The sequence below is a fragment of the Cellulomonas algicola genome, from assembly GCF_003851725.1.
GTDB classification, from domain to species: Bacteria; Actinomycetota; Actinomycetes; order Actinomycetales; family Cellulomonadaceae; genus Cellulomonas; species Cellulomonas algicola.
Genome location: NZ_BHYL01000130.1, coordinates 33,596 through 45,632, shown reverse-complemented (window position 1 = coordinate 45,632; position 12,037 = coordinate 33,596). Strand labels below are relative to the sequence as shown.

11 protein-coding genes and 1 tRNA gene are annotated in these 12,037 nt (G+C 73.3%); 7 read left to right on the top strand and 5 right to left on the bottom strand.

Annotated features, from left to right (window positions below):
• Window positions 1–120: 120 nt before the first annotated feature.
• Window positions 121–203 (bottom strand) — tRNA-Leu (locus tag CTKZ_RS09860).
• Window positions 204–459: 256 nt separating this feature from the next.
• Here CTKZ_RS09860 and CTKZ_RS09855 point away from each other — a divergent pair.
• The 7 genes from CTKZ_RS09855 to pknB are packed head-to-tail and all read left to right on the top strand — an operon-like array spanning window position 460 to window position 9,353.
• Entirely contained in the window at window positions 460–1,167 is a 708-nt protein-coding gene (locus CTKZ_RS09855; protein ID WP_124342788.1) for an FHA domain-containing protein, read from the top strand.
• A gap of 9 nt (window positions 1,168–1,176) precedes the next feature.
• Window positions 1,177–1,719 carry an FHA domain-containing protein FhaB/FipA gene (locus tag CTKZ_RS09850; protein ID WP_124342787.1) on the top strand — a complete coding sequence of 181 codons (543 nt, stop codon included), beginning with the start codon at window positions 1,177–1,179 and terminating at the stop codon, window positions 1,717–1,719.
• Window positions 1,720–1,723: 4 nt separating this feature from the next.
• Window positions 1,724–3,133, top strand: coding sequence for a PP2C family protein-serine/threonine phosphatase (locus tag CTKZ_RS09845; RefSeq protein WP_124342786.1), 1,410 nt, complete (start codon window positions 1,724–1,726; stop codon window positions 3,131–3,133).
• A gap of 10 nt (window positions 3,134–3,143) precedes the next feature.
• Window positions 3,144–4,613, top strand: coding sequence for an FtsW/RodA/SpoVE family cell cycle protein (locus CTKZ_RS09840; protein WP_124342785.1), 1,470 nt, complete (start codon window positions 3,144–3,146; stop codon window positions 4,611–4,613).
• The gene (locus tag CTKZ_RS09835) at window positions 4,610–6,058 is read left to right on the top strand and encodes a peptidoglycan D,D-transpeptidase FtsI family protein (protein ID WP_124342784.1); all 1,449 of its coding nucleotides are present in this window, start codon (window positions 4,610–4,612) and stop codon (window positions 6,056–6,058) included. Before CTKZ_RS09840 ends, CTKZ_RS09835 begins: the two co-directional genes overlap by 4 nt.
• Complete coding sequence (locus CTKZ_RS09830) at window positions 6,055–7,344, top strand: serine/threonine-protein kinase (RefSeq protein ID WP_124342783.1); 1,290 nt, start codon at window positions 6,055–6,057, stop codon at window positions 7,342–7,344. Before CTKZ_RS09835 ends, CTKZ_RS09830 begins: the two co-directional genes overlap by 4 nt.
• On the top strand, window positions 7,344–9,353 hold the full coding sequence (gene pknB / locus CTKZ_RS09825) for a Stk1 family PASTA domain-containing Ser/Thr kinase (RefSeq protein WP_124342782.1): 2,010 nt from the start codon (window positions 7,344–7,346) through the stop codon (window positions 9,351–9,353). The genes CTKZ_RS09830 and pknB overlap by 1 nt, the downstream gene beginning before the upstream one ends.
• 132 nt (window positions 9,354–9,485) lie before the next feature.
• On the opposite strand, the gene CTKZ_RS09820 is transcribed toward pknB, so the two are convergent.
• Genes CTKZ_RS09820 through CTKZ_RS09810 form a run of 4 tightly spaced genes read right to left on the bottom strand, consistent with a single transcriptional unit; the run spans window position 9,486 to window position 11,972 of the window.
• Window positions 9,486–10,109 carry an aminodeoxychorismate/anthranilate synthase component II gene (locus CTKZ_RS09820; protein ID WP_124342781.1) on the bottom strand — a complete coding sequence of 208 codons (624 nt, stop codon included), beginning with the start codon at window positions 10,107–10,109 and terminating at the stop codon, window positions 9,486–9,488.
• A 1-nt stretch (window position 10,110) separates the two neighbouring features.
• Complete coding sequence (locus CTKZ_RS22000) at window positions 10,111–10,269, bottom strand: hypothetical protein (RefSeq protein WP_168676678.1); 159 nt, start codon at window positions 10,267–10,269, stop codon at window positions 10,111–10,113.
• A gap of 37 nt (window positions 10,270–10,306) precedes the next feature.
• Window positions 10,307–11,134 carry a class E sortase gene (locus CTKZ_RS09815; protein WP_124342780.1) on the bottom strand — a complete coding sequence of 276 codons (828 nt, stop codon included), beginning with the start codon at window positions 11,132–11,134 and terminating at the stop codon, window positions 10,307–10,309.
• Entirely contained in the window at window positions 11,127–11,972 is an 846-nt protein-coding gene (locus CTKZ_RS09810; protein WP_124342779.1) for a DUF881 domain-containing protein, read from the bottom strand. Before CTKZ_RS09810 ends, CTKZ_RS09815 begins: the two co-directional genes overlap by 8 nt.
• Window positions 11,973–12,037: the final 65 nt, after the last annotated feature.

The window sequence follows — 12,037 nt, the reverse complement described above, 5'->3', positions numbered from 1 at the left end:
ACCGGAGAACTCCTGCGCGAACTCACCATCGACACCACCCGCAACTACCAACCCCAGACACGCAAACAGGCCGGACCCTGAGGGTCCGGCCTGTTGCCGATGTCCTGCGACATCACAGTGTGCGCGAGGGGGGATTTGAACCCCCACGCCCTTTCGGACACTGGCACCTGAAGCCAGCGCGTCTGCCGTTCCGCCACTCGCGCGCGCCGGAGAACATTAGCACGGCGCCGGGGTGGTTCCCGACCCGCCCCGATGACGTGCGAGGACGCCCGCGCGGGCGCCCCGGACACGCTCGGACGCACGCCGCGACCCACCACCGCACGGGACCTCCCCCGAGTCCTCCCACGACAACACCCGCCTCACCCGGCCGTGGCGGGCGCGGCACGGATACCATCAACGTCCAGGACGGCCACCGACCATCGGCGCCGCCACGGCACAGCACGGGTAAGGGAGGTGGGCGTGGGCTTCCTCGACAAGTTCGAGAACGGCGTGGAGCGCGTCGTGAACAACGCTTTCGCCAAGGCCTTCCGCAGCGAGCTGAAGCCGGTGGAGCTCGCGAGCGCGCTGCGGCGGGAGCTCGACGACCGTGCGGCGGTCGTGGGACGTGACCGGACGGTGGTGCCGAACGAGTTCACGATCGAGCTCGCGTCTGCCGACTACGACCACGTGGAGGAGTGGGGCGCGGAGGCGATGGCGGACGAGTTCGCCGCGACCGTCACCGAGCACGCCGCGAGCCAGCGCTACGCGTTCGTCGGGCCGGTGACGGTGTCGTTCGGCGAGGACGCGGACCTCGACACGGGTCGTTTCCGGGTGCACAGCGCGACGGTGCGCGGCGCGGTCGCGCCAGCCGCGGCGACGGCGCCGACGTCGCGCCACCCGCTGCTGATCGTGGACGACCAGCGCTACATCCTCACGGGCCCGGTGACGGTCATCGGCCGCGGCTCGGAGGCGGACATCATCGTGGACGACCCGGGCGTCTCGCGCCGCCACCTGGAGATCCGGGTGACGCCGGACGGCGTGATCGCCTCGGACATGGGCTCGACGAACGGCCTGTACGTGGAGGGGCACCACGTCCCGGCGGCGACGCTGGTCGACGGCAACACCCTCATGATCGGCCGCACCCGGATCCTGTTCTGGACGGGCGGCGAGCCGGACCTGGACGAGTGACGCCGGCGCATGAGTGAGCTGACGATCACCCTGCTGCGGCTGGGGTACCTCGCACTGCTGTGGGTCCTGGTGCTGTCGGCGATCGGCGTGCTGCGCCGCGACCTGTACGGCACGCGCATCACGGACCGTCGCCGGGCCAACCGCGCGGCGTCGGCCGCGCCCGTCCGTCCGCAGCCCGTCGACGCGGTCGCAGTCGCCCCCACCCCCGCCCCAGCCGCGTCCGCCCCCGTCCGCACCCCGCGTGCGGCGCGCAGCGGCTCGGGCCCGCGCAAGCTGGTCGTGACGGAGGGTCCGCTGCGCGGCACGATCGTCCCGCTCGGCACCGCGCCGGTGCTCATCGGCCGTGCGCCGTCGTGCACGCTGGTCCTGGACGACGACTACTCCTCCTCGCGTCACGCGCGCGTCTTCCCGCAGGACGGCCAGTGGTTCGTGGAGGACCTCGGCTCGACGAACGGGACGTTCCTGGCCGACCAGCGCGTCGACGGACCGATCCCCCTGCCGACCGGTACACCGGTCCGCGTGGGACAGAGCGTGCTCGAGCTGCAGAGGTAACCCGGTGACCGTCGCCCTCAGGTATGCGGCGCGCTCGGACGTCGGGCTCGTGCGCACGAACAACCAGGACTCCGCCTACGCGGGCCCGCACCTGCTCATGGTCGCGGACGGCATGGGCGGGCACGCGGGCGGCGACGTGGCGTCGTCGGTCGCGGTCGCGGCGTTCGCGCCGCTCGACGGCGAGTCGCACGGCCCGGACGACGCGCTGGACCAGCTCGAGGCGGCGCTGGAGTCGGCGCGCGACGACCTGCTGGCGCGCGTCGACGCGGACCCGGACCTCGCGGGCATGGGCACGACGGTCATCGCGATCCTGCGCGCGGGCAACAAGCTCGCGATGGTGCACCTGGGCGACTCGCGCGGGTACCTGTTCCGGGACGGCGTGCTGACGCAGGTCACGACGGACCACACGTTCGTGCAGCACCTGGTGGACATCGGCCGGATCACGCCGGAGGAGGCCGAGCACCACCCGCAGCGGTCGGTCGTGATGCGCGTGCTGGGCGACTTCGACGCGGAGGTCACGCCGGACCTGTCGGTCCGGGAGGCACGCCCGGGCGACCGGTGGCTGCTGTGCTCGGACGGCCTGTCGGGCTTCGTCAGCGCGGACACGATCGAGGAGACGCTGCGCACGATCGCGGACGTCGACGCGTGCGCGGACCGGCTCGTGCAGCTCGCGCTGCGCGCGGGTGGCGGCGACAACGTGACCGTGGTGCTGGCGGACGTCATCGAGCTCGACGACGTCGCCGACGGCGCGGGCCCGACGACGGCGGCGACGGTCGTGGGTGCGGCGGCGACGACGCGCAACGACCCGACGTCGGCGGTGGACGGCCCGGCGGCACGCGCGGCGTCGCTCGCGCAGTCGGCCGCCCGCCAGAAGAAGACGCAGGAACCTGCGGACGACGAGGACGACGACCCGGCCGACCTGCCCGCGGTCCCGGTGACCGTGACCGCGGTGGGCGACGAGGACGAGGACGAGGGCGAGCCCGTCGGGCGCCGCCGCGTCCGCCCGGGCCTCGTGTGGGCGTTCGCGGGCCTGCTGACGGCCGCGGTGCTGGTGCTCGGCTACCTGTGGACGCAGACGCAGTACTACGTCGCGGACTCCGACGGCGAGGTCGTCATCCTGCGCGGCCTGCCGCAGACGCTCGGCCCGGTCGCGCTGTCGACGGTCGTCGAGCGGTCGGGCACGTCGATGGACGACCTCGGCTCGGCCTACCTGCGCGGACGCGTCGAGCAGACGATCCACGCGACGTCCCTCGAGGACGCGCGCGACCTGGTCCGGATGCTCGAGTCGGACGCCGAGGAGCAGGCCGACGAACCGACAGCGACGCCCACGTCGACGGCGACCCCGCTCCTGCCGGCCCCGCAGCCGACCACGGCTCCTGCGGTCGACCCTGCTGCCGGGGTGACCAGCCCGTGAGGTGGACGTGATGGCGACCGTGCAGCCGCACCAGGTGCGGGCGGGGCGCGGCGTCGAGCTCGGCCTGCTCGTGCTGGCGCTCGCGATCGCCGTCGCGGGCTACGCGCTCGTGGGTCTCGGCATCGACGGCAGCGTGCCCGCGGACGTCATCGGGTACGCGGCGGGCCTGACGGGTCTGGCCGTGGCGCTGCACCTGGTGCTGCGGTGGCGCGCGCCGTACGCGGACCCGGTGATCCTGCCGGTCGCGGTCGCGCTCAACGGCGTGGGCCTGGCGATGATCTACCGGATCGACATCGCGTACGAGGCGCGCGAGAAGGCCGCCGGGTTCGCGGAGCGGCAGCTCGGCTGGACCGCGATCTCCGTGGTGCTGGCGGCGCTCGTGCTGGTGCTGCTGCGGGACCACCGGACGCTGCGCCGCTACACGTACACGGCGATGATCGTCGCGCTCGGGCTCGTGGTGCTCCCGCTGGTGCCCGGCATCGGGCAGTCGATCAACGGCGCGCAGATCTGGGTGCGCGTCGGCGGCGTCGGCATGCAGCCCGCGGAGTTCGCCAAGATCGCGCTGGCCGTGTTCTTCGCCGGCTACCTGGTGACGCACCGCGACACGCTCGCGCTGGCGGGTCCGAAGGTGCTGGGCCTGCAGCTCCCGCGCCCGCGCGACCTGGGCCCGATCCTCATCGTGTGGGGCGTCTCGCTCGCGGTCCTCGTCCTGGAGCGCGACCTCGGCACGTCGTTGCTGCTCTTCGGCCTGTTCGTCGCGATGCTCTACATCGCGACCGAGCGGCTCAGCTGGGTCGTCATCGGCCTCCTGCTGTTCGTGGGCGGCGCACTCGTCGCCGCAACTGCGTTCCCGCACGTCGGGGCGCGTTTCGACGCGTGGCTGCACCCGTTCGACCAGGAGATCTTCGACCGGTTCCCGGGCGGCTCCGGGCAGCTCGTGCGCGGCCTGTTCGGGCTCGCGAACGGCGGCCTGTTCGGCACGGGCTGGGGTTCGGGCCGGCCTGACCTGGTCCCGTACGCCGAGTCGGACTTCATCGTCGCGTCCCTCGGCGAGGAGCTCGGCCTCACGGGCCTGCTCGCGCTGCTGCTCTGCTACACGATCCTCACCGAGCGCGGCATGCGGACCGCGATCGGCGTGCGCGACGGGTTCGGCAAGCTGCTCGCGGGCGGCCTCGCGTTCGTCGTCGCGTTCCAGACGTTCGTCGTCGTCGGCGGCGTGACGCGCCTGATCCCGCTGACGGGCCTCACGACGCCGTTCCTCGCGTACGGAGGCTCGTCGCTGGTCGCGAACTGGGTCATCGTCGCGCTGCTGCTGCGCATCTCCGACGAGGCCCGCCGGCCCGCACCCGTCGTGCGCGCGGTCCTGACACCCGAGGTCGGCACGCCGGTCGCGTCCGCGGCGCGAGCGAACGGCGGCGGCGGCACCGCGGGCCCGACCGGCGGCGACCAGCCCACCGAGCGGATCGAGGGGCTGTCGTGAACACTCCCCTGCGCCGCCTCGCCACCGTGGTCCTCGTCATGTTCGTCGTGCTCATGGGCGGCACGACGTGGGTGCAGTACGTCCAGGCGGACTCGCTCAACAACGACCCGCGCAACGTCCGCACGCTGTACCGCGAGTTCGGCAACGCGCGCGGCCCGATCGTCGTCGCGGGCGAGGCGGTCGCGTCGTCCGCGCCCGTCGACGACGCGTTCGGCTACCAGCGCTCGTACACGGGCGGCGACCTCTGGTCCGCGGTCACCGGCTTCTACTCGGTGGTCAACGGCCGCACGGAGCTCGAGCTCGCGGCCAACGACGCGCTCACCGGCCGCGGTGACCAGCTGTTCTTCACGCGCGTGCGCGACGTGCTCACCGGCCGCCGGCCCGAGGGTGCGGCGGTCGAGACGACGCTGCTCCCGGCCGCGCAGCAGGCGGCACGCGACGGGCTCGGCGACCAGGAGGGCGCGGTCGTCGCGATCGAGCCGTCGACGGGCAAGATCCTCGCGCTCGTCTCGACGCCCGGCTTCGACCCGAACGCCCTGGCGACGCACGACACGAAGGCGGCCGGCGAGGCGTTCTCCGCGCTGTCGACCGCCGAGGGCAACCCGCTGCGCAGCAACGCGACCAAGGAGGTCTACCCGCCCGGGTCGACGTTCAAGCTGGTCACGGCCGCGGCAGCCCTCGAGAGCGGCTCGTACACGCCCCAGTCGCCGCTGCCCGCACCGGTCGAGCTCGACCTGCCGCAGACCACCGCGACGGTCGGCAACTTCGGCGGCGGCGGGTGCGGCGCCGACCCCATCACGCTCGCGGACGCGCTGCGCGTCTCGTGCAACACGTCGTTCGCGCAGCTCGGCCTCGACCTGGGCGACGACGCGATCCGCACGCAGGCCGAGCGGTTCGGCTTCAACGAAGGGTTCACCATCCCCACGGTCGTCGTGCCCTCCGTCTTCCCCGACGACCTGGACGCACCCGAGACGGCGGGCTCGGCGATCGGCCAGCGCGACGTCCGCGCGACGCCCATCCAGATGGCCATGGTGTCGGCCGCGATCGCCAACGAGGGCCGGCTCATGCAGCCGTACCTCGTCCAGACGGTGCGGTCGGCCGACCTGCACACCGTCGACGAGACGGAGCCGAAGCTGCTGTCGACCGCCGTGTCGCCCGGGACCGCCGCCGCGCTGCGCGACATGATGGTCGGTGTGGTCGCCGACGGGTCGGGCACCGCCGCGCAGATCCCGGGGGTGCAGGTCGCCGGGAAGACCGGCACGGCCCAGACCGGCGACGACCAGGCGCCGCACGCGTGGTTCACCGCGTTCGCGCCCGCCGACGCGCCCCGCGTGGCCGTCGCGGTGATCGTCGAGCACGGCGGCAGCGCCGGCAACGAGGCGACCGGCGGCCGCGTCGCCGCGCCCATCGCGAAGGCCGTGATCCAGGCGGTGCTGGGATCGTGAGGACGGCAGCAGGCGTGGCCCTCGACGGCCGGTACCGGCTCATCAAGCCGATCGCGACCGGCGGCATGGGCGAGGTGTGGGAGGCGCACGACGACGCCCTCGCGCGTCCCGTCGCGGTCAAGGTCCTCAAGGAGGAGTTCGCGGGCGACCCCGGCTTCCTCGAGCGGTTCCGCACGGAGGCGCGCAACTCGGCGTCGCTGCACCACCCGTCGATCGCGCAGCTGTTCGACTACGGCGAGCAGGACGGCTCCGCGTTCCTCGTGATGGAGCTGGTCGTCGGCGAGCCGCTGTCCGACCTGCTCGAGCGCGAGCCGGTGCTGACCCCGCGGCGGCTGCTGCCGATCCTCGCCCAGACGGCGCGCGCCCTGCACGCGGCCCACACGGCGGGCGTCGTGCACCGCGACGTCAAGCCGGGCAACATCCTGCTGGGCCGCGGCGGCCGCGTGAAGATCACCGACTTCGGCGTCTCGCTGGCGCAGAACCAGATCACGATGACCGCGACGGGAATGGTCATGGGCACCGCGCAGTACCTGTCCCCCGAGCAGGCCGTCGGCAAGGCCGCGACGCCGCTGTCCGACCTGTACTCGCTGGGAGTCGTCGCGTACGAGGCGCTCGTCGGCCACCGCCCGTTCACGGGCCCGACCGCGGTCGACATCGCGGTCGCGCACGTCAACAACGCGGTCCCGCCGCTGCCGTCGAGCGTCGACAAGCCCCTCGCCGCGCTCGTCATGCGTCTGCTGTCCAAGGACCCGGCCCAGCGCCCGCAGTCGGGCGAGGAGCTCGCCGGGCTGTTCGACAAGCTGGTACCGCGCACGCCGCCGAGCGGCATCCCGGTGCTGGTCTCGAAGATCTCGCGCCCGGCCGACACGTTCGCGACCGCGGTGACGACGGCGCGCGGCGCGTCCGACGAGGCCCCTCCGACGTACCCGCCCCGCCGCACGCGCCGCGACGAGCCGCGCGCCCGCGTCTCGAGCACCCCGCGGCATGTGAACGTCGCCGCGCTGCGCACGAGCGGGCCGCGCCTGGGCCGCTTCTCGCGGTTCCGGTGGCCGCTGCTCGCGCTCGTGCTCCTCCTGGTCGCGCTGCTCGGCGCGGCCCTCGCCAACGGCCTGACCAGGGCCGCACCCCTCGACGGACCGCCCGGGGCCGTCGTCGCGCACAGCACGTCCCCACGCGACGACGGCAGTCAGTACCCTCGTCGCGGCAGTCCCGATGGGATGATCTCGGTGGACGGGCGCGGTCACGACTCCGCGCGCCCGCTGACGACGGAAGTGAAGGACGCCTAGTGGTGGACGACGGATCCCGGATCCTCGGCGGACGGTACGAGGTCGGCGAGCTCATCGGGCGCGGTGGCATGGCCGAGGTGCACATCGGCCACGACACCCGTCTCGGCCGCACGGTCGCGATCAAGATCCTGCGCTCCGACCTCGCGCGCGACCCCTCCTTCCAGAACCGGTTCCGGCGCGAGGCGCAGGCCGCCGCGGCCCTGAACCACCCGGCGATCGTCGCGGTCTACGACACCGGCGAGGACGTCTACACGGAGCCGACCGGCGTCGTCGCGCACGTGCCGTTCATCGTCATGGAGTACGTCGAGGGTCACACGGTGCGCGGCATCCTGCGCGACGGGCACGCGGTGCCCATCGAGGAGGCCGTCGAGATCACCGCCGGCGTGCTGTCGGCGCTCGAGTACTCGCACCACGCGGGCATCGTGCACCGCGACATCAAGCCCGCGAACGTCATGCTCACGCCGACGGGCGCGGTCAAGGTCATGGACTTCGGCATCGCCCGCGCGGTAGCCGACTCCGCGGCGACCATGACGCAGACGCAGGCCGTCATCGGCACCGCCCAGTACCTCTCCCCCGAGCAGGCGCGCGGCGAGCAGGTCGACGCCCGCTCCGACCTGTACTCGACGGGCTGCCTGCTGTTCGAGCTGCTCACGGGCCGTCCGCCGTTCACCGGCGACTCCCCCGTCGCGGTCGCCTACCAGCACGTCCGCGAGACGGCGCCCACGCCGTCGCAGTTCGCGTCCGACGTCCCCGAGGCCCTCGACCGGATCACCGCGAAGGCGCTCGCGAAGGAGCGCGACTCCCGCTACTCGACGGCCGCGGAGTTCCGCGCCGACCTCGAGGCCGTGCTGCGCGGCGGTGTGGTCAGCGCGCCCGCGGTGGGCGTCATCGCCGCCGGTGCCGCGGTCGCCGCGGCCGAGGCCACGCAGGTCATGGCGCCTCCGGCCGTCGCCGCGACGCAGGCCATGGCGCCGACGTCGCCGTGGGCCCAGACGGGTCTGCAGCCGACGACGCCCGCCGGCCTGCCGGAGGAGCCCGAGGACGAGGGCCGCAAGCCGTGGCTCATGTGGGTGCTCATCGGCATCGCGGTCCTCGCGGTGGCGGGGATCATCGCGCTCCTCGTGGCGAACTCGCGCGGCAACGCCCCCGAGGAGCTCACCGTCCCGAACGTCGTCGGCATGACGCGCGACGAGGCCAAGGCGGCGATCGAGGACGCGGAGCTGCAGTTCACGCCCGCCGAGGAGCCGTCCGACACGGTGCCCGAGGGCGAGGCCATCAAGTCCGACCCCGCGGCCGACACCCCCGTCGAGAAGCTCGACAACGTGACCGTCACGTTCTCCACCGGCCCCGCGACCACCACCGTCCCGACGGGCCTGGCCGGCATGACGGAGCAGGAGGCCGTCGCCGCGATCGAGGCCGCCGGGCTCACGGTCGACCCGAACCGCACGTCCGAGGACGACCCCAAGCAGCCGAAGGGTCGCGTCACGCGTACCCAGCCCGCCGAGGGCGAGTCGGTGTCGTCCGGCAGCCCGGTGAAGCTCTTCGTGTCGTCCGGCAACGTGCAGGTGCCCGACCTGGCCGGCAAGACGCGGGCCGAGGCCGAGCAGCTGCTCAACGACGCGTCCCTCAACGCGAACTCGCGCGAGCGGGAGACGAACGAGTTCCCGCCCGACACCGTGATCTCGCAGGACAAGCCCGCGAACTCGCTCGTCCCGCAGGACACGACGATCAACATCGAGATCGCCATCGCTCCCGAGAACCCCGTGGTGCCCGACAACCTGGTCGGGATGAGCTACGACCAAGCCGTCCAGGCGCTCGCGCAGGCCGGTCTGACGAACGTGCGGCGCGTCGACGAGCAGTCGGAGTCGCCCGTCAACCAGGTCATCCGCGTCGAGCCGGACGGTGGGTCGGAGGTCGAGCCGGGTCAGCAAATCGACCTGCACGTCTCGAAGGGCCCGGGCGGCGGGGGCAACAACAACGGTCAGCCGACACAGACGCCCAAGCCGTAGCGCCAGACGGGGAAGGCCCCGCTCGTCCCTCCGGGACAGGCGGGGCCTTCGTCGTGCGGGGTGCGGGTTCGGGCGCGGACCGGGAGCGCGAGGTGGGGCGCGCCCGCCGCGTCGACGGCCGACGAACGGGCGTCAGAGGCGGACGAGCGGGTGCAGCCCCTCCGACCGCGCGACGGCCTCGTCGTCGCCGCAGACGGCCAGCCAGTTGGCCAGCAGCCGGTGCCCGCCCTCGGTCAGCACCGACTCGGGGTGGAACTGCACGCCGTGCAGCGGGAGCGTGCGGTGCTGCAGGCCCATGATGATGCCGTGCGTGGTCGCGGTGACCTCGAGGTCGTCGGACACGGTCCCGTCGACGACCGCGAGCGAGTGGTAGCGGGTCGCGGTGAACGGCGTCGGCAGGCCGACGAGGACGCCCTCGCCGTGGTGCTCGACCTCGCTGGTCTTGCCGTGCATGAGCTCGGGGGCGTGCGTGACGGTCCCGCCGAACACCTCGCCGAGCGCCTGGTGGCCGAGGCACACGCCGAGCATGGGCGTGCCCGTCTCGGCGCAGTCGCGGATCACCTGCATGCTCTGCCCGGCCTCGGCAGGCGTGCCGGGCCCGGGGGACACGAGGACACCGTCGAAGTCCTCGCGCTCGGACAGCGGCGGGACGGCGTCGTTGCGCACGACCACGGTCTCCGCACCGAGCTGGTTGAGGTAGCCGACGATCGTGTAGACGAACGAGTCGTAGTTGTCGATCACCAGGATCCGGGTCACGTCACTCCCCCACGGTGGTCTCGTTGAACGGCATGAACGGCGCGACCGCCGGGAACACCCACAGGAAGCACGCGGCGAGCACGAGGAACGCGGCGACCGCCAGGATCAGCGCCCGGACGACGGACGGACCCGGCAGGTGCCGCCAGAGCCACCCGTACATCATCGGCCTCCTGTCACGTGGTGTCGCCGCGCGCCCATCATGCGGCCGGCAGCAGCTCGGCGGGAGTCCCGTCCGTCACGGGCGCCCAGTAGTCGAACGTGCCGTGCACGATGAACCGTTCCCGCGCGGAGAACATCGGGTGGCACGTCGTGAGCGTGATGAACCGCTCGGTGGGCGTGGCACCCGGGTCGCCGGGGACGGGCGCGATGACGTCGACCTGCGACGGCATGACGATCTCCGTCGACGTGACGCGGTAGACGTACCAGGTGTCCGACGTGCGGACGACGATCGGGTCGCCCACCTGCAGCTCCGCGACGCGGTTGAACGGCTTCGCGTAGGTGGTGCGGTGGCCCGCGAGCGCGAAGTTGCCCACGCCGCCCGGCATCGCGGTGCCCTCGTAGTGCCCGACGCCGAGCACGTCGAGCACGGTCGCCCGGTCGGTGCCCTGGCTGACGGGACGCTCGGGCTCGCCCGCCCACCGTGGGACCTGGATCGTCGCGAAGGTCGTCGCGTGCGAGGGCTCGGCCATGACGGGCGGCTCGTCGCGGCGCGGCTCGGCGACGAGCGGGCCAGTCTCGGTGGCGCTGGGCTCGGGGGTCGGCGCGACCTGCCAGTCGAGGTCGCGCACGATCTCGGCCTGCGCGCGGTTCCCCTCGACGTCGGTCCACCACAGCTGCCAGGCGAGGAACGCGAAGAGCAGGACGCCGAGCGTGATGAGCACCTCGCCGACGACGCCGACGGCCGCGTAGGCGCGCTGCCGCGCAGGGCTCGCACCCCGCCGGGGACGGCTGCTGCGCCGCGTGCGGACCGGCTGGTCAGCGGGCCCGTCGGGCGTCGCGGTCGCCGTGGCCGCGGGGTCAGTCATCGTCGCCCCCCGGGCCTGTCGGCGTGGTCGTGCTGCGGGTCTGCGCGGTCGCGCGGGCCTCGTCCTTCGCGGCCTCCTGGGCGGCCTCGAGGCCGGGCAGGATCTCGACGCCGTCAGGGACACGGGCGTACTCGAGCTCGGTCGCACCCGAGTAGGCGGGCATCTCCATCGCGTCGGACTGGCTCACGGACCAGCCGAGGCCGACGGCCTTGACGTCGCGGAGGTACAGCCCGACGGCGGGCGACGCGGCGAGGCCGTCGCGCAGGTCGGACGGGTCGCCGATGGCCTCGATGACGTACGGCGGCGAGTAGACGCGGCCGTGCAGCTTCAGCACGTTGCCGACGCACCAGAACGCGCTCGTGGAGATCACCCGCTGCCCCTGGAGCGTCATCGCCTCGGCGCCGCCCGCCCAGAGGGCGTTCATGACGTTCTGGATGTCCTGCTGGTGCACGAGCAGCACGTCCTGGTCGACGCCCTCGCGCGCGGGCGCGTCCTCGAGCTGCACCGTGATCCCGGGACCGGTGACGGGTGTGGCCCCGCCCTCGACGACGTAGCCCGCGCCGGGTTCCCCGGGCTGGGTGCTCGCGTCGGCGCTGCCGTCCTCGGCGAGCGTGTCCACCTCGGTCCGCAGGTCGTCGACCTCGGTCGACAACCGCGCGACGCGGTCGTTCTGCACGCTCGCGAGGCCGGCGAGGTCCTGCGGGTGCCGCTCCCCCTCGTTGGCCTGCGCGAACCGTGCGTTGGCCGCGAACAGCGCGCCCGACAGGGCCAGCACGACGGCGACCGAGAGCGTCCCGCGCGCGAGCAGACGCCGCGCACGGTGGGAGTGCTCGGTCACGGTCGTCCTCTCGAGAGGGTCGGGCGCGGGGCTGGTGCCCACTACGCTAGGTCACGTTGCGTGGC